The sequence below is a fragment of the Massilibacteroides vaginae genome (genome assembly GCF_900178525.1).
Lineage (GTDB): Bacteria > Bacteroidota > Bacteroidia > Bacteroidales > Tannerellaceae > Massilibacteroides > Massilibacteroides vaginae.
On the sequence record NZ_FXDJ01000007.1, the window covers coordinates 503,119 to 527,223 of the forward strand.

The 24,105-nt window shown below is 41.7% G+C and carries 15 protein-coding genes; 3 read left to right on the plus strand and 12 right to left on the minus strand.

Annotated features, from left to right (window positions below; translation table 11 throughout):
• Nucleotides 1-289: 289 nt before the first annotated feature.
• Nucleotides 290-2,878 carry an ATP-dependent chaperone ClpB gene (clpB, locus tag B9Y81_RS04985; protein ID WP_085535888.1) on the plus strand — a complete coding sequence of 863 codons (2,589 nt, stop codon included), beginning with the start codon at nucleotides 290-292 and terminating at the stop codon, nucleotides 2,876-2,878.
• Nucleotides 2,879-2,931: 53 nt separating this feature from the next.
• Here the strand turns inward: clpB and B9Y81_RS04990 are convergent, their stop codons facing one another.
• Both B9Y81_RS04990 and B9Y81_RS04995 read right to left on the minus strand, forming a co-directional pair.
• A complete protein-coding gene (locus B9Y81_RS04990; protein WP_085535336.1) occupies nucleotides 2,932-4,581 on the minus strand; it encodes an IS1182 family transposase in 1,650 nt (549 codons plus the stop codon).
• A 99-nt stretch (nucleotides 4,582-4,680) separates the two neighbouring features.
• Nucleotides 4,681-6,327, minus strand: a complete 1,647-nt coding sequence (locus tag B9Y81_RS04995; RefSeq protein WP_085535889.1) for a diphosphate--fructose-6-phosphate 1-phosphotransferase — start codon at nucleotides 6,325-6,327, stop codon at nucleotides 4,681-4,683.
• A 398-nt stretch (nucleotides 6,328-6,725) separates the two neighbouring features.
• Here B9Y81_RS04995 and B9Y81_RS05000 point away from each other — a divergent pair, with 398 nt between their 5' ends.
• The gene (locus B9Y81_RS05000; protein ID WP_085535890.1) at nucleotides 6,726-7,559 is read left to right on the plus strand and encodes a hypothetical protein; all 834 of its coding nucleotides are present in this window, start codon (nucleotides 6,726-6,728) and stop codon (nucleotides 7,557-7,559) included.
• A gap of 1 nt (nucleotide 7,560) precedes the next feature.
• On the opposite strand, the gene B9Y81_RS05005 is transcribed toward B9Y81_RS05000, so the two are convergent.
• The gene (locus B9Y81_RS05005) at nucleotides 7,561-8,421 is read right to left on the minus strand and encodes a mechanosensitive ion channel family protein (RefSeq protein WP_085535891.1); all 861 of its coding nucleotides are present in this window, start codon (nucleotides 8,419-8,421) and stop codon (nucleotides 7,561-7,563) included.
• Between the two features lie 102 nt (nucleotides 8,422-8,523).
• Between B9Y81_RS05005 and B9Y81_RS05010 the strand changes: the two genes are divergently transcribed.
• Nucleotides 8,524-9,342, plus strand: a complete 819-nt coding sequence (locus tag B9Y81_RS05010) for a tetratricopeptide repeat protein (RefSeq protein ID WP_085535892.1) — start codon at nucleotides 8,524-8,526, stop codon at nucleotides 9,340-9,342.
• A 67-nt stretch (nucleotides 9,343-9,409) separates the two neighbouring features.
• Here the strand turns inward: B9Y81_RS05010 and leuB are convergent, their stop codons facing one another.
• The 9 genes from leuB to B9Y81_RS05055 form a co-directional block, all read right to left on the minus strand.
• Nucleotides 9,410-10,480, minus strand: a complete 1,071-nt coding sequence (gene leuB / locus B9Y81_RS05015; protein WP_085535893.1) for a 3-isopropylmalate dehydrogenase — start codon at nucleotides 10,478-10,480, stop codon at nucleotides 9,410-9,412.
• 34 nt (nucleotides 10,481-10,514) lie between these two features.
• Complete coding sequence (locus tag B9Y81_RS05020) at nucleotides 10,515-10,958, minus strand: methylglyoxal synthase (protein ID WP_085535894.1); 444 nt, start codon at nucleotides 10,956-10,958, stop codon at nucleotides 10,515-10,517.
• 18 nt (nucleotides 10,959-10,976) lie between these two features.
• A complete protein-coding gene (locus B9Y81_RS05025) occupies nucleotides 10,977-12,488 on the minus strand; it encodes an alpha-isopropylmalate synthase regulatory domain-containing protein (RefSeq protein WP_176221448.1) in 1,512 nt (503 codons plus the stop codon).
• A gap of 6 nt (nucleotides 12,489-12,494) precedes the next feature.
• Nucleotides 12,495-13,082 carry a 3-isopropylmalate dehydratase small subunit gene (leuD, locus tag B9Y81_RS05030; RefSeq protein WP_085535895.1) on the minus strand — a complete coding sequence of 196 codons (588 nt, stop codon included), beginning with the start codon at nucleotides 13,080-13,082 and terminating at the stop codon, nucleotides 12,495-12,497.
• Between the two features lie 24 nt (nucleotides 13,083-13,106).
• Complete coding sequence (gene leuC, locus B9Y81_RS05035; protein WP_085535896.1) at nucleotides 13,107-14,507, minus strand: 3-isopropylmalate dehydratase large subunit; 1,401 nt, start codon at nucleotides 14,505-14,507, stop codon at nucleotides 13,107-13,109.
• Between the two features lie 76 nt (nucleotides 14,508-14,583).
• Nucleotides 14,584-16,080: a 2-isopropylmalate synthase gene (locus tag B9Y81_RS05040; RefSeq protein ID WP_085535897.1), complete on the minus strand. Its 1,497-nt coding sequence runs from the start codon at nucleotides 16,078-16,080 to the stop codon at nucleotides 14,584-14,586.
• A 1,027-nt stretch (nucleotides 16,081-17,107) separates the two neighbouring features.
• Nucleotides 17,108-19,273: a BACON domain-containing protein gene (locus B9Y81_RS15200; RefSeq protein WP_085535898.1), complete on the minus strand. Its 2,166-nt coding sequence runs from the start codon at nucleotides 19,271-19,273 to the stop codon at nucleotides 17,108-17,110.
• A gap of 93 nt (nucleotides 19,274-19,366) precedes the next feature.
• Nucleotides 19,367-20,284, minus strand: coding sequence for a FimB/Mfa2 family fimbrial subunit (locus tag B9Y81_RS05050; RefSeq protein ID WP_085535899.1), 918 nt, complete (start codon nucleotides 20,282-20,284; stop codon nucleotides 19,367-19,369).
• A 985-nt stretch (nucleotides 20,285-21,269) separates the two neighbouring features.
• Nucleotides 21,270-24,101 carry a T9SS type A sorting domain-containing protein gene (locus B9Y81_RS05055; RefSeq protein ID WP_085535900.1) on the minus strand — a complete coding sequence of 944 codons (2,832 nt, stop codon included), beginning with the start codon at nucleotides 24,099-24,101 and terminating at the stop codon, nucleotides 21,270-21,272.
• Between the last annotated feature and the right edge of the window lie 4 nt (nucleotides 24,102-24,105).

A 24,105-nucleotide genomic window follows, 5' to 3' on the forward strand; every position in this document is an offset into this window, starting at 1 on the left:
TAACCAGCGCATTGTGCATACCTGAAAACATAAAGGTTATTTTTCGAAAAATAAAGGATATCTTTTTAAAAATAAAGGATATCTTTTTAAACATATAGTAATGTAAAAAACTGACCCCGTTTTTAAGGAGAATTTTAGGCTTTAATTATATACAAAAACCGGATTTCATTGGATTACTTCAGATTTTAACAGAATGCCATTTTGGCAGTATATATTAGTGGCATTTATTTTGCAGCTTCATATATAGTAATACAAAAAAATAAACAAGCAAGAAAGGAGATTTAAATATATGAATTTAAGCAATTTCACAATCAAAGCACAAGAAGCGGTTCAGCAAGCCGTTCAGTTGGTTTCTCAGCGGAATCAGCAGGTAATTGAAGCTACTCACCTACTTAAATCGGTCATAATGACAGGTGAAAGTATGGTCAACTTTCTCTTTCAGAAACTGGGCGTAAACTCGCAAAATCTGAACTTAGTCTTAGACAGGCAACTGGATTCATACCCGAAAGTATCAGGAGGTGAAGCTTATTTATCTTCCGAAGCAAACGCCGTACTCCAAAAAGCAATCGATTATTCCGGGAAGATGGGTGATCAGTATGTTTCTCTCGAGCATATTATGCTGGCCTTATTAACCGTAAAAAGCGTTGCTTCCCAGATGTTAAAAGATGCCGGTGTTACGGAAAAGGATCTTCGCCTGGCAATTGACGAATTACGGAAAGGAAACAAAGTAACCAGTCAATCGGCCGAAGACACCTATGATGCTTTGGGCAAATACGCCATCAACCTGAACGAACGGGCAAGAAGCGGCAAACTCGATCCCGTAATCGGACGTGACGACGAAATTCGGCGTGTATTACAGATATTGAGTCGCCGAACGAAAAACAACCCAATCCTGATTGGAGAACCCGGTGTAGGTAAAACAGCCATTGCCGAAGGTTTGGCTCATCGTATCATACGGGGCGATGTGCCCGAGAATCTGAAGTCAAAACAGATATTCTCGTTGGATATGGGAGCGCTTATTGCCGGTGCAAAATACAAAGGTGAGTTTGAAGAAAGATTAAAGTCTGTCGTAAACGAGGTAACAAAATCGGAAGGAGAGATTATTCTTTTTATTGATGAGATACACACGCTTGTTGGTGCCGGGAAGAGTGACGGTGCTATGGATGCGGCAAATATTTTAAAGCCGGCGTTAGCACGTGGCGAGTTACGTTCTATTGGCGCGACAACGCTGGACGAATATCAGAAATATTTTGAGAAAGACAAGGCGCTTGAGCGTCGTTTCCAAATCGTGTTGGTAGAAGAACCGGACGAGTTAGACACCATTTCCATTTTGCGTGGGTTGAAAGAGAAATACGAAAACCACCATAAGGTACGTATCAAAGACGACGCGATCATTGCGGCCGTTCAGCTATCTTCCCGTTATATTACGGATCGTTTTCTGCCGGATAAAGCAATCGACCTGATGGACGAAGCGGCTGCACGTTTGCGTTTACAGGTAGATTCTGTTCCCGAATCTTTGGACGAGGTTACGCGCCGTATCAAACAATTGGAAATTGAACGCGAAGCAATCAAACGGGAAAACGATCAGGTGAAACTTGAATCGTTGAACAAGGAGATTGCCAACCTTAAAGAAGACGAGCAGAATCAGAAAGCGAAATGGGAAAGCGAAAAAGAGCTGATAAACAAAATTCAGCAAAATAAAATAGACATTGAAGATCTTAAATTCGAAGCCGACAAAGCCGAACGGGAAGGCGACTATGGTAAAGTGGCCGAAATCAGGTATGGTAAGGTAAAGAGTAAAGAAGAAGAGATAAAAGATGTTCAAGAAAAGCTGCACCAAATGCAAGGTGGTGAAGCCATGATCAAGGAAGAGGTAGACAGCGAAGATATCGCGGATGTGGTATCCAGATGGACAGGTATACCTGTAAACAAAATGTTGCAAAGCGAACGTGAAAAGCTATTGCACCTCGAAGATGAGCTACATAACCGGGTAATCGGACAGGAAGAAGCAATCACGGCAATAGCCGATGCCGTACGTAGAAGCAGGGCAGGCTTGCAAGATCCGAAACGACCGATCGGTTCTTTTATATTCTTAGGTACGACCGGGGTAGGTAAAACAGAATTGGCAAAAGCATTAGCTGAATATTTGTTTGACGATGAGAACATGATGACCCGTATCGATATGAGCGAGTATCAGGAAAAATTCAGCGCTACCCGACTTATCGGAGCACCTCCGGGATATGTAGGATACGACGAAGGTGGACAATTAACTGAAGCTATCCGCCGCAAGCCTTATTCCGTGGTTTTGTTTGATGAAATCGAAAAAGCGCACCCGGATGTATTCAATATTCTTTTGCAAGTATTGGATGATGGCCGTTTGACGGATAATAAAGGTAGAATTGTGAACTTCAAGAATACGATCATTATTATGACCAGCAACTTAGGTTCATCACTGATACGGGAAAACTTTGAAACGCTGACCAAGGATAATCGGGAAGAAGTGATAGAAAGCACCAAAGGGCAAGTAATGGAGTTGTTGAAAAAAACAATTCGTCCGGAATTGCTAAACCGTATTGACGAAGTAATCATGTTTACTCCGTTGAATGAAGAGGAAATCAGGCAAATTGTAACACTTCAGTTGAATAACCTGAAGAAGATGCTGGAGAAGAATGAGATCATACTCAATTTCACGGATGAAGCCCTGAGCTTTATTGCCGAAGAAGGATACGATCCGCAATTTGGCGCCCGTCCGGTAAAGCGTGTGATTCAGCGATATGTATTGAATGAATTGTCAAAAGAGATTTTGGCAGCGAAGATTGACAAGAGCCGCCCAATCACTATTGAACGTGTAGGGGATGGATTAAGATTTAAGAACTAACTTAATGACTAACAAAAAGAGGGTGTCCCACAAGGGCACTCTCTTTTATCTTTTTATGCTGCGTTCTTTTGTTGATTTAGCTTTGTCAGATTTATAATCTGAGTTTTTCTCTCTTCGTGGTGTTGATAGACTCTAAAAAGTTCTACATTCTTGTTTTTTACCGTTCTTTTTTGAGCAAAAACTGCCTTTTTCTGCTTTCGATATAGTTTGAGCAGGTTAAAGGCTATAGCAAAGACAGCAAAATCCATTGCCACTTTCTCTTTTGATTGATGGCGGAACCGATTGTAAGCTTTATTGTATTTGATTTGACCGAAAACAGCTTCGGGTTCTATGGGGCGTCGCTTTCGCATTCGTAGACCTTCTTCCGAGGTAAGCCTTTCACGGGCTTTCCGTTTATACTCCCTTAGCTTATGATTAACCTGTATTTGTCTGTCGTTTTCTGACTTATGGCATAAACTCCTGAGCGGACAACCTTGACAACGGCTGGCTTTGTAAACACTTATCTCTGAAACAAAGCCACTTTGAGTTTTACGATTTGTCGTATAAATCTTTTTCATTTGTTGCCCCATCGGACAGATGAAATAGTCTTTCTCCTTATTGTAATAGAGGTTGTCCTGTAGAAATGCATTGTTTTTAAAGGAACGTTTCTCTTCTTTGTGAAAATAATTGTATTTTACATAAGCCTCGATTTCTTTCTTTTCCAGGTAAGTATAATTCTCTTCACTTCCATAACCCGAGTCGGCACAAAGCTGTTCAGGACGTATCTTGTAGTTGCTTTCAAATCCATTCATAAAAGGGATAAGAGTCAATGTGTCTGTTGGATTAGGAAAGAGATCATAGTGTGTTATAAATTGGTTTTCTGTACCTATTTGAAGATTATACGCGGGCTTTAACTGTCCGTTTCTCATATGGTCCTCTTTCATGCGCATAAAAGTTGAATCCGTATCGGTTTTGCCAAAGCTATTACGCTCCCCCAGAGTATCCAACTTTTCTTCGTACTCCTGAAGTTTTGGCAAATGTTTATCTTCCAGCGTTTTGATTTGTTTAAGTTCTTCTTTACTACGGTTCTCCCGGTTTATCTGCTGTATCCTTTCTTTCAATTCCCGACTGTTGATGGGGGTAGGAGGCTCATCATCGGGAGCATTGTCTTGAGTAATACCGTCTTCTATCTGAGAGAGAATACCATGTATTTTAGATTCCAGCTTAGCCTTATTTCTTTCAACGCTTTTGCGCCATACAAAAGTGTATCGGTTAGCACGGCTCTCCAACTTAGTGCCATCTACATAGAGTTCTTTCAAACTGATGTAGCCCATATCTACCAGAATGAAGACGATCTGAACAAATAGCTTATGGATACTCTGCTTTAGACGAAGCGAACGGAAGTTGTTTATTGTCCTGAAATTAGGCTGTTGATCGCCAGAGAGCCAGATGTAATAAATGTTTTGTTCTAATTGAGCGGCTATTTTTCGACAGGAATAGACATTGTTCAGATAGGCGTAAAAAAGAATCTTTAGCAACATCCGGGGGTGGTAACTACTATTGCCTCCTCCTTTATATCCAAAATCAATGTCGGATAAGTCAAGCTCGTCAACAATATGATTGACTAAACGAACGGGGTGATCTTCAGGTATCTTACTGTCTATACTTACCGGAAAAAGAACACCTTGCCCCTGATTGTAGGGTTTCCATGATATTTTGGCCATAAAGCAATGATTGTCTTTGTTTTATGACTTAAATATAATAAAAAAAGAGCAATAAAAAAAGGATGTCCAAAACTTTTTGGACACCCTCTTTTTTATCCCTTATTTACCTTGTTCAAGCAATAATGTTTTTGTAGGCTGGTCGCATACTTCAGTTGGGCCGAAGTATTGGATTGGTCCCGGATATACATAGTCCGTATTAACCGCCCATTTTTCACGTTGTGAAGCGTACTTTTTGAAAGGAGCGCCATCCAGTTTCACTAATGCTTTCTGGATTACAGGCTTCATTTCGCCATGACGTTTTTCCATGTTCATCATCATCGTTACAGGAATACCTCCGGCAACCCACTTATCAGCAGAAGCAGTAGTGTTACGTACGGAAGACATATAACCTGTCTTTCCAGACGCAATCAAACAAGAAGCCGTATATCCTAATGAATAGCAGTAGTCCGCATCATAATTTGATGGAGCCGCGCAACGACCTTCATAGCCGAAGAAGTGTACCTGACTTGCGAACTTACCAACATATTGTCCTTCTTTTTTCCATTCAGCCAAACGGTTTCCTACCATTTCAGCCAATAGTTTTTCGGTTTCGATCAATGACACCTGTACGTTTCCATGAGGGTCACGATCCAAAGTTAACTGACGTGCCACGCCTTCAGGAAGGCTTGCGTAAAGCTCTGAATTATCTTTTGTAAGTTTGCTGATAACATAGTTACGTTGTTCAGAACGTTTGATCAGTTTGAATTCAGCTTCGTTCTTTGCAAGGAAGTCGTTCAATTCAGCGATCAGTTTTTTCATTGCCGGAATAAACTCTACCAATCCTTCAGGAATAAGTACTGTTCCGAAGTCATTTCCATCTGCGGCACGTTTTGCCACTACAGCAGCAATTTGATTTACCACATCGTCCAAGGTTAGGTTTTTAGCTTCTACCTCTTCAGAGATAATACATACGTTCGGATGTGTTTGCAATGCGCATTCCAAAGCGATGTGAGAAGCAGAACGCCCCATTAATTTGATAAAGTGCCAGTATTTACGCGCTGAATTACAGTCACGTTGGATATTACCGATTACTTCCGAATACACTTTACAAGCTGTATCAAAACCAAATGATGTTTCGATTTGCTCGTTTTTCAGGTCACCGTCAATAGTTTTAGGACAACCTATTACCTGCACACCGGCATTGATCGACTGGTAATATTCAGCCAACACGCACGCGTTAGTGTTAGAGTCGTCACCACCGATAATAACAAGCGCTTTGATACCTAATTCTTTTAATATTTCAAGACCTTTATCAAACTGAGCTGTTTCTTCCAGTTTTGTACGTCCTGATCCAATCATATCGAAACCACCGGTATTACGATATTCATCGATAATATCAGCAGTAAGTTCCATATAATTATGATCTACTAAACCGCCCGGTCCGAGGATGAATCCGTACAGACGAGAATCTTTATTGATCGCTTTCACGCCATCAAACAAACCGGCAATCACGTTGTGCCCTCCGGGCGCTTGTCCTCCTGAAAGAATTACCCCTACGTTAATAGCAGGAAGCGTAACAGCTTCTTTACTTTTTTCAAACGTAATAATAGGCATACCATACGTGTTCGGGAATAATTTTTTAATTTCTTCCTGATCTGCTACAGATTGTGTATACTCTCCGTCAACAGCTTCTACCTGACCTTTCAGAGCAACCGGCACTTTAGGCTGATAAGCTGCTCTTGCGATTTGTAATGCACTTTTTGTCATTTCTAAATTGATTATATTTGGATAATATTGTTTATTAACGAATACTCTTCAAGGATCATAAACCATTTGATAGCACTTACTATACGGCGCATTTTTGTTCCTATACCTATCTTTCTTTCCTTACAACCTTTATTTCTCTTTTTCTATAGCTGTGGAAAAACTTTTCTACATCTGTGGTAAAGTTTTTCTATATATATAGAAAAAGGAAAATATCCTTTATTAAATAAAAGTCATCCTTTATAACGAGTAATTAATTGCTTTATAAACTACTCCGGATGTATCCTTTTTCAAAGCCATGCAAATATCGCTTTTTTTCTCCAATTATGAAAGTTCCCTAAGTTATCTCGTAACGCCCTGTTTTTTTTGTAAGTTTGCATATCAAGAAAAATAAATAATTTATGAGAATAATAGCAACTTTTATAATTCTGGCAGGGATCATCCTTAGTAGTTGTGGTAATCAGGAAAAAGAAGCGAAAGCCAGGTTACAGAAAGCGCGTGATATGTATGCGGCAAATGAGTTTTTTGCTGCAAAGAGTGAAATTGACAGTATTCGGATACTGTATCCCAAGGAGTTTAAAGTACTGAAGGAAAGCCTTACCTTGATGCGAGAGGTAGAAATAAAGGAGGCCGAACGAACATTAGCCTATTGCGATAGTCTGCTTCCTATCCGTATCGCTGAAATTGAAACGCTACGAAAGGATTTTGTGTATGAGAAAGATTCTGTTTACGAAGAAATCGGCACTTTCATTTGGAAACAACAAACTATAGAGCGAAACATCAATCGTTGTTATATTCGCAGCGGCGTAAACGAAAAAGGCGAAATGTATTTAGCGAGTGTTTACTACGGAGCCAACCCGATCAACCATACTTCAATAAAACTCAGCGCGCCCGGAGAATTATTCGCCGAGACGGCTTCGATCCCTTATGATGGCGGCGTAAACTACCGGTTTAAAGACGAGGGCTTTACCACCGAGGTTGTAACGTATAAGGGTGAGGCAGGGTTAGACGCGATCAACCTGATCTATAACAACGAAAAGGAACGCATCAAGGTTGAGTATACCGGAGGTAAGCCGTATATTATCTATATTGCTGATGCAGACAAAAAAGCACTTGTCGCCACCTTCAACTTAGGCACGGTGCTGAGCGACGTAAATCGCATGACGCTCGAAATGAATAAAGCACAGAAACGATTAGAGTATTTAGGTGCCAAGTTGGGTACCCCTGTTGAGTAAATCAGCTTGGTTTATGCACCAACACTTTAGGAATGGGAAACTCAATTCCCTCCCGACTAAAGGTGTCGTAGATCTCCTTGTTTATATCAAAATAAACCGACCAATAGTTTTCCCGTTTAACCCAGACACGGGCAACAACATTTACGCTCGTGTCTGTCATTCCATGAAGAGCAATAAATGGTTCGGGCGAGAGTAAAACACGGGTATCGTTTTTAATGATATTTTCAATAATTCCATGCACCACGGTGTAGTCTTGTCCGTAGGTAATACCAATTATCCACTCTACCCGACGTGTGGGTAAATTATTGAAATTGGTAATAATACCGCTACTCAACGCGCCGTTTGGTGCAAAAATTTGCTTATTATCCGACGTATTCAGTATGGTATGGAATATTTGTATTTCCTGAACCGTACCCCCTACTCCCTGTGCCTCAATAAAATCTCCCACTTTAAACGGTTTAAAGAGCAAAATTACAATTCCGCCAACAAAATTAGAGAGATTTCCGCTCATAGCCACACCGATAGCCACACCGGCAGAAGCAAGCAAAGCCGCAAAGGAAGCTGTTTCGATTCCTAAAGCCCCAATAACCGAAACAATCAGTAAAACAGTTAACGTAATATTAACTAAACTTAAAAAGAAAGACTTAACCGACGGATCGATTTTTCGTTTTGTCAGTATTCTGTGAACTAATTTATTTAACAGAGTGATCAGGATTTTACCAATTGAAAAAACAATCAATCCCTTTAATATAGCCCAACCCAACTCAGCTCCATCTTGTATAAGAGTCTGAATATATGTTTGAATTTGTCCCGAATCCGGATTTTCGGGTGTTATAGTCAACAGTTTCAAGAAACAGATCATAAATTGTGAATTCTTATAATTTGTAGTAAAGATATAAATAATTCTTATTCATACCGGAAGAGTGAATTATTACGTAATTTTGCAACAGACAAATAGAATCAGATGAGACTTGCAATCCTGTTCATATACATGTTTTTATCTTCCACTTGCTACGCGCAAACATACGAAGAGTTAATAAATAAAAGTTACGACTATCTTGAGAAAGACGACTTAGTGGCCTCAGAAGAAAGTCTGCGAGCCGCTATGCGACTGGAACCTGGCAATCCGCATAATTATGCACTCCTGTCTAATCTGGGCACCATCCAACGAAGACAAGGAAAACGTGAAGAAGCCCTCTTTTCCTATTCCACCGCATTAAGCCGCCGCCCGCAAGACATTACCTTATTAGCCAATCGTGCATCGCTTTACGCCGAAATGGGTGAAACGGATAAAGCCATAGCGGATTATAACATTCTGCTATTGTCTGAACCGGAAGAGCAGAACGCACTATACAACAGAGGAATACTCTTTCTTCAAAAGAAAGACTTCATCGCTGCGGAATCAGACTTTGACAAGATTCTGGAAGTAAACGACAAGACCGTTTACGGACGTTTAGGGCACGCGATCATGGAAAAAATGCGCGGAAACTACAATGAAAGCGAACGTATATACAATTACCTGATCAATGAAATGCCAAAAGACTGGCAAATGTATGAAGGACGCGCCGAACTGTATTTTATGATGGGAAAGAATGCCCGCGCCAAAGCAGATATTAACAAAGTAATTATAGAATCCGGTCCGAAGGCTTCTCTTTATGTTCTAAGAGGAAAGATAAACCTCGCTCAATACGAAAAAGAAGCCGCCCTAAAGGATTTTCATAAAGCACAGGAATTAGGATATGATCCGGCAATTATTGATGAATTGCTGAGGATGTCGAAATAAGTCAGGATAACAAAAAAGAGACACACGGTTGTGCGTCTCTTTTTTTATTATCACAGGATGTCTTGTTTTATTTTTTGCTGATATAAGAAGCTACCCACTCGCCTACTTCGGAGGTTTTATAAGCTTTACCTTCTCCGGCAATATCTTCGGTTACTACTTTCGCATCCATTGACGCATCTACAGCTTCACGAATCAGAGCTCCTTCTTCCATCAGGTTGAAAGCATATTCAAACATTAGCGCAGCACTCAAGATCGTAGCTAACGGGTTAGCGATATCTTTTCCGGCAGCCTGTGGATACGAGCCATGGATTGGTTCAAATACAGAAGTGTGAATTCCGACTGACGCCGAAGGCAACATACCCAATGAGCCTGTAATAACAGAAGCTTCATCCGTCAGAATATCTCCGAACATATTTTCTGTTACCATCACATCAAAGCTTTTAGGCCATTGGATTATACGCATGGCCGCATTGTCCACAAACATGTATTCTGTTTCAATCTCCGGATATTCTTTTTCTATCTCCTGAGCTACTTGACGCCACAAACGGGAAGTTGCCAAAACATTCGCTTTATCAACGATCGTTACTTTCTTTCTGCGTTTACCGGCGTACTCATAAGCTAAACGAACTATACGTTCTATTTCTTCCCGGGTATAAACACAAGTATCATACGCTGTATCGCCGTCTTCGCTTCTGCCTTGCGGACGACCGAAATACATGCCTCCTGTTAGTTCGCGTATACACATAAAGTCGGCACCATCTACCAGATCAGAACGCAAAGGAGACTTATGTAATAAGGAAGGAAAAGTAGTTACAGGACGTATATTGGCAAACAAGCCCAGTTTTTTACGCATGGCAAGTAAACCCTGTTCAGGTCTTACTTTTGCAGATGGGTTATTGTCATATTTTGGAGAGCCAATCGCGCCGAACAATACGGCATCACTCTTCATACATAATTCGTGCGTTTCATCAGGGTATGGATTACCAACCTCGTCAATGGCACATGCACCGGTCAGTGCGTATTCGTAACTCAGTTCGTGTCCGAATTTATCACAAATAGCCTTTACGGCTTTCATTGCCTGTTCTACAATTTCGGGACCGATTCCGTCTCCCGGTAGTACTGCTATATTAAGTTTCATTTATATTAGTTTGTAATTGTTCTTTTCTACGTTATTAACGATTGAAAAAGACATAACGAGGTTCGGTTGGTATATAGTCATCATCGTCCCAAAGACTACTGGTAAGCATCAGGTCGGCACTATAGCGATTGCAGGCAATCGGCACATTATGCACGCGGCATTGGCGTAATAACATTTGAATATCCGCCTCATGAGGTTGAGGATTCAAGTCGTCGATCAGGAATATTGCCAGGTTAACTTCTTTACGAACAACCATAGCCGCAATTTCAGCATCACCTCCCATTGGTCCGGAATGCATGCGCGTTATATCCGCGTCAATACCTTTCTCATTAAAAGCCTCCGCGATAAGTCCTCCGGTTGTTCCGGTACATACCAAATGATGCACAGCAAGGAAATCCGCGTTATGCACTGCCCATTCTACCATATCAGCTTTGCGGTTATCATGCGCAACCAAAGCAATCGTCAATTTCTTTTTCATACTTATTGTATTTATTAGTTATCCTTCAATCCGGTTCAGCATTTTCAATGTTGCCTTAATAGCAGCTTCCGTCTGGTCTGCATCAAGTCCTCTCGTTTTGAAATCCACCCCCGCGTAATTCCAACTAATAATTGTTTGCACAAAGGCATCTGTTCGCCCACCCGGCGGAATAGAAACCGAATAGTTGGTTAACATCGGGAAAGGTCTTCTCAGGTCGGCATAGATTTTACGGAGAGCTCTTACAAAGGCATCATACTGTCCGTCTCCGGAAGCAGACTCTTCATAAGCTACCCCTTCAATCTCTATCTTCAAAGAAGCGACCGGCTTTAAACCTTGTGCCAAAGATAACGAATAATTCAGTATCTTAATCTTCTGATCTTCCATCCCGTCATGGTTCAACACATCACTAACGATGTAAGGCAGGTCTTCACTGGTAACCATTTCTTTGCGGTCGCCCAGTTCGATGATACGCTCTGTCACTTTACGCATGGATTCTTCATCCAGTTCTATACCCAGCGCTTCTAAATTTTTACGGATATTCGCTTTTCCCGATGTTTTTCCTAACGCATATTCACGAACGCGTCCGAAACGTTCCGGCAGAAGCTCATTACAGTAAAGATTATTCTTATTATCGCCATCCGCATGAACACCTGCACATTGTGTAAACACATGTTCGCCAACAACCGGCTTATTCGGAGATAAACGTATTCCTGAATAAGTTTCAACCATGCGGCTGATCTTATTTATTTTAGATTCTTTCAGGTTTGTTTCCTCTCCCAATTGATCTTTGAGGACTGCCAGCACACTACTCAGGGGTGCATTTCCGGCACGTTCTCCCAAACCGTTAACCGTTGTATGAATGCCTTTAATACCCGCCCGGACTGCCGAATAAACATTAGCCACAGCCAGATCGTAATCATTATGCGCATGAAAATCAAATCGGATATCCGGATATTTCTTTACCATTAGCGAACAGAAATCAAACGTTTTCCACGGATCCAGAACGCCTAAGGTATCAGGAAGCATAAAACGTTTGATCGGTAAATCCTTCAATCCGTCTATGATCTGATAAACATACTCCGGAGAGTTCTGTATCCCATTCGACCAATCCTCCAGGTAGATATTGATACCGATATTTTTCTGATCTGCAATCGCTATAACCGCCCGTATATCCTCAATATGTTGTTCCGGGGTTTTGCGTAATTGTTCGGTCACGTGTTTGTATGATCCCTTACAGAGCAGATTCACCACGCGACAGCCGGCATCCTCAATCCATTTGATCGAGGCTCCTCCGTCAACAAAACCCAGCACTTCCAGCTTATCTAAATAACCTGATCGTCGTCCCCAATCCGCCAGCTTTTTAACAGAGTCATACTCACCGTTGGACACCCTGGCCGAGGCAATCTCAATCCGGTCTACTCCCACTTCAGACAGAAGCATCTGGGCAATCCCGAACTTCTCATGCGGTGCAAAAGACACACCAGACGTTTGTTCCCCGTCCCTTAGGGTGGTATCCATTATTTCTACCATAGCTTTTTACAATGCTTTTTCGTACGCTTCGATTTTTTGTCTGTTCGAAAGTAGATAATCGATATCGTCGAGTCCGTTTACCAGACAATCCTTCTTATATGCGTTGATTTCAAAATGCTCAACACGCTTTGTCTTATTATTTGTGATCGTTTGATTCGGCAAATCTACTGTCAGTGTAACAGCAGGATCAGCCTTTACATTATCAAACACTTCAGACAAAAACTCCGGAGAGACAACCACGGGCAATAAGCCGTTATTCATCGAATTGTTTTTGAATATATCCGCGAAGAAGCTACTCACGATAACCCGGAATCCATATCCACCAATTGCCCAAGCTGCATGCTCACGACTACTGCCACTACCAAAATTCTTTCCGCCCACCAAAATTTCACCCTTATAGGTATCCTGGTTCAGCACAAAATCAGGATTTGGCTTATCGTTCTTATCATAGCGCCAGTCACGAAACAAATTATCACCGAAACCTTCTTTCGTTGTTGCTTTCAAAAATCGTGCCGGAATGATCTGGTCGGTATCCACATTTTCCAAAGGAAGAGGAACACATGTGGATGTTATTACTGTTACTTTATCTTTCATTTTTGCTTATTTTCAGCATTCTACTTAATTCATCAACTCTCTCGGATCGGTAATTACGCCTGTTACAGCAGCGGCAGCAGCCACAAGAGGACCGGCTAAAATTGTGCGGGCTCCCGGTCCCTGACGACCTTCAAAGTTCCGATTAGACGTTGATACCGCGTATTTTCCGGCAGGCACTTTGTCATCGTTCATCGCTAAACAAGCCGAACAACCCGGCTGACGCAATTGGAATCCTGCCTCTTCCAGAATCTTATCGATACCTTCATCTTTCAGTTGTTTTTCCACGGCCCAGCTACCGGGCACAAGCCAAACAACAACATTATCCGCTTTCTTGCGTCCTTTCACGATAGATGCAAACGCGCGGAAATCTTCAATGCGCCCATTTGTACAACTACCTAAAAACACATAATCAATCGGTTTTCCCTGTATAGGGTCACCACCATTGAATCCCATGTACTCTAACGATTTCTTAAATGAAATACGCCCGGCTTCATCCACACTTTCTACCGTAGGGATATTTTCTTTGATACCGATTCCCATTCCCGGGTTCGTACCGTAAGTCACCATGGGTTCAATATCTTCAGCACGATAATGCACTTCTTTATCGAATACGGCGTCATCATCCGTACAAAGCGTTTTCCAATAAGCTACCGCCTCATCCCACTCTTTTCCCTTCGGAGAATATTCGCGCCCTTTCAAGTACTCGAATGTAACTTCGTCCGGAGCTATCATACCACCACGAGCACCCATTTCGATTGAAAGATTACATATTGTAAGACGCTCCTCCATCGTTGTGTTTCGTATTGCTTCTCCCGCATATTCTACGAAATAACCGGTAGCACCCCCTGTCGTCATTTCACTGATTATATACAGTGCTATATCCTTAGCCGTTACTCCATGCTTTAGTTTGCCATCAACAACGATACGCATTGTTTTTGGTTTGCGTTGCATGATACATTGCGTAGCCAATGTCATTTCCACCTCACTCGTTCCGATACCGAAAGCAATAGCGCCCATCGCTCCGTGAGTAGACGTGTGCGAGTCTCCGCAAACAAGTGTCATTCCGGGTTGAGTCAATCCGTTTTCCGGCCCTACCACATGGATAATACCGTTCTTCGGGTGATTCATTCCATAATAAGTCAGGCCGAACAACTTCGCGTTCTCCTCTAACGTTTCCACCTGTTTTCTTGAAACCGGATCTTCTATCGGGCGCTCCTGTCCTAATGTTGGAATATTATGGTCAGGCATACAAGTAATCCTGTCCGGGCGGAAAGGTTTCAAACCTCTGCTACGCAATCCGGCAAAAGCCTGTGGACTGGTCACTTCATGACAATACAAGCGATCGATATACAACTGTATTGTTCCATCGGGAAGCGTGTCAACAACATGCTTTTCCCATATCTTTTCAAATAACGTTTTACTCATTCTATTGTCTACACTATTTAATATTGTTTCTTATCCTTTTTCTGTCTTTCCGAATCCGGGATGACAGCGTAAAATCTTATTTCACAAACTTATTTATCGCGTCAATAAAAGCCTCTACCGAAGCGGCAATTATATCGGTATTAGCAGAAAATCCATAATAATGATTTCCTTCATATTCCACCTGCATGTGTACTTTACCTACGTCGTCACTACCCTTATTGATCGCCTGAATCAGGAATTCCTGAATTACCATTTGCCGATGAATAATTGTTTTGACAGCTTTAATAGCCGCGTCTACCGGTCCGTTTCCTGAAGCAGCCGCTTCAAACTTCTCTCCGGCAATATCCAGACAAACACTGGCAACAGACTGCACGCCCACTCCGGAAGTTACCTGCAAATAATCTAACTTGATGCGGTGCATAGCAGTACGGTCTTTTCCAACCAACATTAACACATCATCATCATTGATATCTTTTTTTCGGTCAGCCAATTTAAGGAATTCTTCGTAAACCGTGTCTAATTTCTCCTGACTTAGTTCTACCCCTAAAATCTGCAGACGATGTTTCAATGCCGCACGTCCGCTACGGGCAGTCAACACAATCGCGTTGTCATCTATACCTACGTCTTTCGGATCGATAATCTCATAACTCTCACGATTTTTCAATACCCCATCCTGATGAATACCGGAAGAGTGCGCAAAAGCATTTCGCCCTACAATCGCCTTATTCGGTTGAATAGGCATATTCATCAGGCTGGAAACCATCCGGCTCACATTATATATACGTTTTGTATTTATATTGGTTTCAATGCCCCGTTCCTTGTGGCTTTTAAAGATCATGGCAATCTCCTCCAAAGAAGTATTACCGGCCCGTTCGCCTATACCATTCATGGTTACCTCTACCTGACGGGCACCGTTAAGTACTCCCTGAATTGTATTTGCAGTAGCCATACCCAAGTCGTTATGACAATGAGTAGAAAGAATCGCGTTATGCACACCGTTTACATGTTCCATCAGGTACTTAATCTTCGCGCCGTATTCATCGGGCAGGCAATAACCGGTTGTATCCGGAATATTCACAACTGTTGCTCCGGCTTTAATTACCGCCTCAACCACACGAGCCAGATAAGCATTGTCGGTACGTCCGGCATCTTCACAATAAAACTCTACGTCTTCAACAAATTGCTTGGCGTATTTTGTCGCTGCAATAGCCCGTTCCAGAATATCGTCCTGATTGGAGTTAAATTTATGTTTTATATGATAATCCGAAGTTCCGATACCTGTATGAATACGTCCTCTTTTTGCATACTTAAGCGCGTCTGCCGCCACCTCAATATCTTTCTCTACCGCACGGGTTAGCGCACAAATCACCGGCCAGGTTACCGCCTTTGAAATCTCAACCACACTACTAAAATCACCCGGACTGGAGACAGGGAATCCTGCTTCAATCACATCAACACCTAATTCTTCCAAAGCCTTTGCCACTTGAATTTTTTCTACTGTATTCAATTGACATCCGGGCACCTGCTCACCATCACGCAGCGTTGTATCAAAAATAAACAATCTGTCAGACATAATATTTCTATTCTATAATTTGTTAATATTCTTTTATCATGCAAAAAAGCCCTTCTCACAAGGAAGTGAGAAAGGCTTTTTTATATTTTCATACGCTCAATTAAGCACAACAATCTCACTTCCTAACCTGTATCCAGAGTAGAATATTAATTAGAGAAATAAGGAGATTATTTGTTGTTACACTTATCATCGCGTCTTTATTATCTTTATTTGATAATGCAAAGATATATCTTTTTTGAAACAAACAATACGAAATTGATTTTTTTATTGATTTTTTCTTTTAAATCATAACCGGCAAGGGTCTTTTTATCCTGAACTATCACATAGTACTTTTGGGGGTAATTCTATTTGGTAAAGGGCGAATGATTTTTCGCCCCTACGAACACCGGATTATCTCCTTGTCATCTCGACCTCCCTCTTTGTCTTTCCGACCATCTTCTTTGTCATCTTGACCTCCCTCCCTGTCATCTCGACCGAAGTGGAGAGATCTCTGCATGGAGCTTCGTTAAAGAATAGTCAGATGGGATGAGATGCTTCGGCAGGCTCAGCATGACAATGGATGGGATGAGATGTTTCGACAGGCTCAACATGACAATGGGAAGGAACCGTTCCTTCTTTTCAACCCGACCGTCCCTATTTTGTCATCTCGACCGAAGTGGAGAGATCTCTGCATAAAGCTTCGTTAAAGAATAGTCAGATGGGATGAGATGCTTCGGCAGGCTCAGCATGACAAGGGATAGTATGAGATGTTTCGACAAGCTCAACATGACAGTGGGGTTGCCGTGAGATGCTTCGACAAGCTCAGCATGACAAGGGGATGGGATGAGATGCTTCGACAGGCTCAGCATGACAGTGGGGTTGCCGTGAGATGCTTCGGCAGGCTCAGGATGACAATAATAATATCATTATTATCAGATTGTTTTTTGAATAAGAGGAACGTTTTTTTTGAAGGCTACGAACTTCACAGCTGGTAGCCTTCATTAGTCTCTATTTGTATATAACGAATACGTTTACCTATGGTTTGCTACTATTCTTTAACGCAACGCAGGGAAAATCCATTCGCACGGCCGAAGGCATTGTTGTTGCTTGTAATCAAGCTACTGTTGTTGAAGTTCATGAAGTACCCGAAGGCTCCATTTGGCGTGGCCGACCAGTAGTATCCGTTTGTTCCCACCTGAATCAACCCACCATTGGTAGCATTACGATATCCCGGAACGGGGTAGAAACCTCCTACATTGTCATTGGTACGTCCATTATTTTCCCATTTAAAACTTGAGAGGGTTAATCCGTCCCATACTCCGTTCTTCAGCACATGCCAGCCGGCAGGACATGGGTCATAAACTGTTTTAGTTAGACCTTGCCCCCAAAGCGCATCATTGCGAGTACCTGAACCACTGCAATACCAATCTAAATTATTTCCATCATAATAGAACGTCGCCGGATTAGCAATCGCATTAGCCAGGTTGTTAGCTACCGCAACTTTCGTTTTAGTAATTGATGTAGTACCTGATGCGTTGTAAAGGGTTGGTTCAGCATTAGGGTTGGTATTTGAAGATCCCGGGAAAGCGTCTTTACGCCCCCACTGGTACAACAATCCTTTAGTGCCAACTTGACCCGGAATATTACCGATAGCACCTAAGTTGCGATCCATAAAGCCATTCGTACCAATAGCCACAGGCGTATAATCTGTTACCCAAATATGCCATGACCAAAGAATCTCACTTCCCGGTTTTTTGATTGCAACAACCGCGTTACCTTCGGCTGATCCCGGCATTACCAGCACATAACCCGAACTACCTTTGCCCACTTCGGTTATTAAGTTAATAGTAGAATTCGCTGCAATTTTATTTGCATTATCCGTCCAAACCAATTCAGCCGTATAAGCTTCGGTTTCGTTCAACTGCTCTCCTATTGCCGACTCATTCGCTCTTTCTACAGGTATCAGAATAGGTATACCATTCGGAGCTACAATGTATGAATTTGCCTTTGGCTGTTTCATTCCCGATATAGCATTTACTTGCAGCTGAATTGGATCGAAATGCCGATCCGGATCCGTACAGGTGATTGTAAAGAACACATCTGCCAGTGGCGTGCCAGTGTCTCCACTTCCTATTTTATCTTTCAGCTGAAATCTTACTTCCTCTCCTGTTGTTGTGTTATCACCGCCGGTTAGGGGCGTAAAAAACTCGACAACACCTTTTGGATCTCCGGTCGAACCGTTCGTTTTTTTAAGTTCTATTTTCCAGGAACTGTTCGATCGTATACGAAACGAATATGTTGTGCCATCCATCAGGTAGTGTGAGTCAAGACCGGCAACCGCGTTGTAATGCACCTGTTTTAGCAACAGTGTTTTCGTATCCATATCATCGCCGCTATTTACCATATAGGTATACAGTGTCGATTTCTCCAAAAACTCATTCGGTGCGGCAATATCTGCTGTCGTAAAATCGTTTGGTTTGATATTCAGGTATGAAACCTTCCCATTGGGATCGGTGAGTGAGGTCGCTGAAGTGGGCATCGAACCGCCCGTTCCGAAATCGAAACCTTCATCACTCACTACGCCGGGTATAGAGGCACAAGCATGACTCTGGTCATACGGTGCCCAATTCACAATAATACTTTTTGCAATCACAGGATCGTTCGTCCACAGTCCACTCGGAAATACCAATCTACTAATATCGGCTACCGTACTGCCACCCTTAACTTCATCCACGCGGACAAACACTTTCGATTTTATGCCCTGTGTTACCTTTATCTTAATTATCTGCCGTCCGGCTTTCACATAGAAATAGCCGACACGTACTTTGCCGGTTGTATTGTCGGCAACAGTCAGCTTTACAGTTACCGTCGTCTCACCACTTCCGTATAAATCACTTACAGTTTTATCGGTAAACAGCCAACCACCCGTTACAGCCTGTTCGTCTGTGCCGTTGTCTGCCTGTTCGGTCAGTTTCAGAAACTCCCAACCATCGGGGTAATCGGTCTGAATATCCACTGTTTGCGTTTCAGTTTCTTTGTCAAACTCAAATTCGCTTTTAGGTGAAACTTTGATGTAATAACCCTCATTAAAATAAACATCTCCCAAATCGCCATCGTTCCACTCTTTCACTTCCACCTCCATATTCAAGGGGTGCGCGTTAAACGCTTCGTTGGGGTTAGCATAGCCGCTACCCGACACACTTTTTATATTCACAGTGTATTTATGGTTACGCAAGATATCCCGATAGGTCTTTTTATCCGCCTTAAAGAAATCTAAGCGGTAATAGGTAGGCTTAAGATCTGTACCTTAGGTACCTCCCACCACGATACAGGTAGCCTCCGACGCCTTTCCCGGTGCTACTGCTTTTGCTTCATACAGGTAGATAGAACGCAGAAAGGCTTGACCCATTTCGGCAGGAACTGTATAATCAAGCGCATCCGTATTATTAATACTCCCCGTCGGTATTGTGGCGGCTGTAGCTTCACCAGCTGTAATATTAACTGTGTCGGGAACGATACGCCCCTTATTCTTACTGTTGTAGATATATACTTTGTTCAGCTTGAAGTTGGCGGCCGAGACAACGTCAGCATCCAGCACCACCTCCACCCGCGCAATGGCGCGCAGCATGTTGATTCCCGCTATTTGGGTAGTAGCATCTGTTACCGAAGCAATCTTTTCTCCCCACATCGGGAAGGCGGTGAATGTACCGCTTCCGCCCTCCTTGGCATCCCATTTCCCGGAGTTACTGCTTACAAGTCTTTGAAGCAACTGGTCCTTATCTGTCCCTTGTGCGATCTGTCCCAAGACGGCAAGCTCGCTGCGCACGTTGCCAAGGACTACTAAACGCTGTGGGTCGTTGCTCTTGATCAGGGTAACCTCAAATTGTTTTTTCGACTGGTTCGTTCCTCCCATATCGGATATAGAACTTCCTTCAGCCCTGTAATCGAAGGCCCATCCCGAAGGTTTAGCAGCATCTGCCTTAAACGCCAGTACGTCGATTTGAGTAACCGAATTTTCGTCTACTTCTGAAATAGCATACGTTTTCGGATCGGTTGGAGTAGCCGGTTGAGCTGCTTGCGGCATACTTAGGGTGATTTTTACCTGTTTCTTGTTCTCCTTGGTTTCTCGTTCATGCTCTATCTCGTCCGAAACGCAGGAGGTAAGTAGTCCTGTCATTCCCACCAATGCAAAACAGAAAGTGCGTAGTTTTCTAAACTGTCTCATGTCGTTTATTTATCGTTAAGTTTTTTGGTCTTGCAAGGCTGATTTTAGTTTTATTCATCCTATTATAGTAATTGGATTTTGCACGATACCGACAAACATTTACACACAAAGCAAATTCCAATTTCATCTTAAAAATAATCGTAATTGCGTTCTACTCTTGCTTCAATAATTACGTTATTTTTTCAATCATTTCTTTTTACTGATAATAGTCAACAATTTTTATAGTCAATGATTACTAAAAAAGGCCTATACAATATATAATATCTAATATGTAATAACGTCTAATATAGCTATAATTTCTTGCTGCAAAGATAAATTCACCACGCTATAATTTATTATCATTTTGTTGTTTTTTATTATCTTTTTGTTGTTTTGTTTATTATTATTTTGTGGTTTTTTATTATCATTTTGTAGTTTTCTATTATCATTATACACCTGCTGTTTTTAACTTAGAGCCTGTTTTAAAGAGAAGAATATGCGCCCCTACATACACTGACCGACATTCTTTTTCAACCCGACCAACCTTCCCTGTCATTCCGACCGAAGTGGAGAGATCTCTGCATAAAACTTCGGTTAAGAATAGTCTGACGCGGTGAGATGCTTCGACAAGCTCAGCATGACAATGTGGTGGGATGAGATGTTTCGATGGGCTTAGCATGACAAGGGGTTGGGATGAGATGTTTCGACAGGCTCAACATGATAAGGGGTGGCATATATATTGATTCTTGCTTTTTAACAATTCAAAATTGACCTTGAAATGGAGGTGTTATTTTGCATTACTATTTGTTTGAAAAGATATCCTTTATTTTTCCGGAAATATCCTTTATTTTTGAGAAAATAACCTTTATGTTTTTCGGCATAAACAACCGACTGATTATCAACAACATAAAAAACCACTCAAAAACAGACAAACAAGTGCCGTTTTTAACTTAAAAAGTTTTAAAAAAGGTTTGTTGTTAACCGGATATTTCAGCTGGCTGTTTGTTTATTTGATCAGGATACGTTTGCTTACATTTACTTTTTGGGTTCCAATTAGTTTAATAATGTATACTCCGGTTTGCCAACCTGTGCTGTTTTGGATATATTCGGTTGCAGAGGTTGCGACAGTACGTTGTGACAACGCGCGCCCGGTCAGATCATACAATACTGCCGTGCAGTTTTCGTTTGATGAGTTTACGATACGGATTGAGTTATCCACAACCTCAACCTCTACTAAATTAATCCCTAACGTATCATCCAGTTTTGCGATGTCGGAAACTATTGTGAAGCGTTTACTTGCAGCGGGCTTTCCTCCTACGATCACGTACCCGGCGTTATTACGAATCGGATAGGTTCTCTTGCTTAAACGATCGTACAGATATAAACCACGCGCTTCCACTTCCGGCAACACGGAAAGATGTAACGTATAGTCATTTTCACTATCTGGAGTAAGTCCGATATCGGTACCTTCCAATTCGGGAACTGTAGCTACCTGGTATTTATTGTCATCACCGTCAACGTAGATCTGTACCAATCCTTTTTCTATTATTTTCCGCCCATCCCATCCATTATCAAAGCTACGGGTTGTCAGGATATTTTCAAACAACCAAACACGGTCTGCCGATTCGTCTCCGATAACGTCCATTACGATATAAGGTAATTTTTCTTTTACTTCTCCGGCAGAACGGGTACTAACTCCATCAGCAACTAATTCATTTTTTACTAGTTTATCATACTTTAGCGTCAGATCATTACCTGAAGGAACAGAAACCATAAAAGCATGCATAGAAGGTATTACTCCGGGCACTCCCGCTGATCCGGCCAATTGTAGTGGAACTGCAGTATAGCCTCCGCTTTTTATTTCAGAAGAGCCAAGAGGCACTCCACCTAATTTACGCCATTGATCACGAGTACCGGTATTGAATAAATACACAGTTTGCGTACCAGCGAAGTCTATCGCTTCACTTGTAATCGGAATCGCGGCTGTATAAGAGTTTCCAATCAGATTCATACCCGGATAATTCACGCTCGCAGTATAAGTCAATGGCACAGAAGCATCTCCTACATTAAGTGCTCCTTCATAACGATAGTTGCCAGTAGGTGGTGCTTTCAGATCATTGGTCATCTCATATCCTTTGAAGGCCTCTAATAGAGTTGCCGGCTCAATCAAAACCCATTTGTTTCCATTGGTTGGCTCATCCCATCTATTTACTGTTTCATCACCTTCCACATCGTCATACGGGAATACAGAAGACTGAACAGGAACGCCAAAATACTGCCAACTACGGGTATAAAATCCGCAGGTTGCGCAATCATACGCTTTATTATAAAACTCAACCGTAGCCTGTACATTTTTATTTTTATCCGGATCTCGAAAGATCAACGAACCGGCAGGTTCTGTTGGCGAAGCCTTTATAATAATTGTTCCGGAATCAGAATTATCATCCTTTACTTCTCCATTTATTTTTAGCTGGTTGCCTCCTGTAGGAATAATCAAATCTTTATCAGAGTTATTAATAAGGTCACCGATTACACGATCAGTATCCAAATAAAGATCATTTACTGCTGGCTTTCCCTTATTATTTTCAACCGTAGCAAACTCCACATTCTCTCCTTCAACAGGCACCTTTTTGCCCGTCCAGTTCCTTTCTTTATCCCAATCCTGACCTTCCGGATCATTCCCTCCGATCCAGTAATTGACTGAATCCGGTTCAGGTTCCGGGTCCGGTTCTTTTTCTCCTGTTTCGGGATTAAAACATCCCGCACCAGTGAAATTAACTTTACAATCAGCACAGTCTCCCCATTGAATATTCGGTTCGGGTTCAGATTCAAGAGGTTTAATAGCACTAGTATTATCAAGCATTTCTTGTATATTTGACCCCCCGCCTGTCTTTGTGTTCTTGAACAACTGATTGCCGGAAACCCTAATATTATTTACTCCTCCTACTTTTCCATTCCAACTAAACTCTCCATAAACACCAGGGACTGTTGGCCCCAAAACATCCATATCCACAAGGGTATTAGAGAGAACCTCAACCTTACCATGGTTGTAAAAACTCTTTCCACTACCTTGTATTTTCGAAAGAGTTATTACTCCATAATTATAAACATCTCCTGAACCGTCTAGATTCTCTTCGATAAGCATTTGTCCCGTATTATAGATCTTTCCTCCCTGAAGATTAAAACCTTTAGTAGTGATAATTCCACAATTTGAATACACACTCTTAGGAGATAATCCAAATTGAGATTTAATGTCCAGTTTTCCTTGATTTTGGAAATGCAGAGCTGTTGAAGATCCAACATTCAAGTTCTCCTCTATTATAAATTGGGCTTTCGGATTATTATTAATTGATATTTTAGAGTCATTACCATTTAGGTTCAACACGTGGACATCAAACTTCCCATCGTTGTTTATGGTTACATTTTCACCTTTAAAAGCGGTGTTACCAGTTGTCGTAAATTCACCTCCGGAATGTACGTTAAGTGTTAAATTGGGGTTAAACTCGGGGTTTCCCATTTCTAAGACCCCATACAGTTCTATAGTAATATGATAACTACTATTATTATTAGCCATATTATTCCTTATCGTCAATTTCTTACCCGAAGCTACACGTAATGTTATCCCATCAGCCCAAGAAATATCACTGTATTCCAAATCTCCGGTAATACAGTATATCTTGTTGGCTTTCAAGTCTAACGAATTCTGGTATTGATCTTTGGCCGCGATTTCAATATCGCACTTATCCGTGGCGGATTGAGCCTGAATTCTTTCTAACGATCCTACAATACATAAGAGAAAGAAAAAGAAAGTAAGGAATATATTTTTTTTCATCTTCATATCA

Coding starts and splice junctions, on each gene's coding strand:
- B9Y81_RS05020 (WP_085535894.1), bottom strand. CDS start 10,958: ATGAAAAAGAAATTGACGATTGCTTTGGTTGCGCATGATAACCGCAAA.
- B9Y81_RS05025 (WP_176221448.1), bottom strand. CDS start 12,488: ATGGTAGAAATAATGGATACCACCCTAAGGGACGGGGAACAAACGTCT.
- leuB (WP_085535893.1), bottom strand. CDS start 10,480: ATGAAACTTAATATAGCAGTACTACCGGGAGACGGAATCGGTCCCGAA.
- leuD (WP_085535895.1), bottom strand. CDS start 13,082: ATGAAAGATAAAGTAACAGTAATAACATCCACATGTGTTCCTCTTCCT.
- B9Y81_RS05040 (WP_085535897.1), bottom strand. CDS start 16,080: ATGTCTGACAGATTGTTTATTTTTGATACAACGCTGCGTGATGGTGAG.
- clpB (WP_085535888.1), top strand. CDS start 290: ATGAATTTAAGCAATTTCACAATCAAAGCACAAGAAGCGGTTCAGCAA.
- B9Y81_RS04990 (WP_085535336.1), bottom strand. CDS start 4,581: ATGGCCAAAATATCATGGAAACCCTACAATCAGGGGCAAGGTGTTCTT.
- B9Y81_RS05000 (WP_085535890.1), top strand. CDS start 6,726: ATGAGAATAATAGCAACTTTTATAATTCTGGCAGGGATCATCCTTAGT.
- leuC (WP_085535896.1), bottom strand. CDS start 14,507: ATGAGTAAAACGTTATTTGAAAAGATATGGGAAAAGCATGTTGTTGAC.
- B9Y81_RS05055 (WP_085535900.1), bottom strand. CDS start 24,101: ATGAAGATGAAAAAAAATATATTCCTTACTTTCTTTTTCTTTCTCTTA.
- B9Y81_RS05005 (WP_085535891.1), bottom strand. CDS start 8,421: ATGATCTGTTTCTTGAAACTGTTGACTATAACACCCGAAAATCCGGAT.
- B9Y81_RS05010 (WP_085535892.1), top strand. CDS start 8,524: ATGAGACTTGCAATCCTGTTCATATACATGTTTTTATCTTCCACTTGC.
- B9Y81_RS04995 (WP_085535889.1), bottom strand. CDS start 6,327: ATGACAAAAAGTGCATTACAAATCGCAAGAGCAGCTTATCAGCCTAAA.
- B9Y81_RS05050 (WP_085535899.1), bottom strand. CDS start 20,284: ATGAGACAGTTTAGAAAACTACGCACTTTCTGTTTTGCATTGGTGGGA.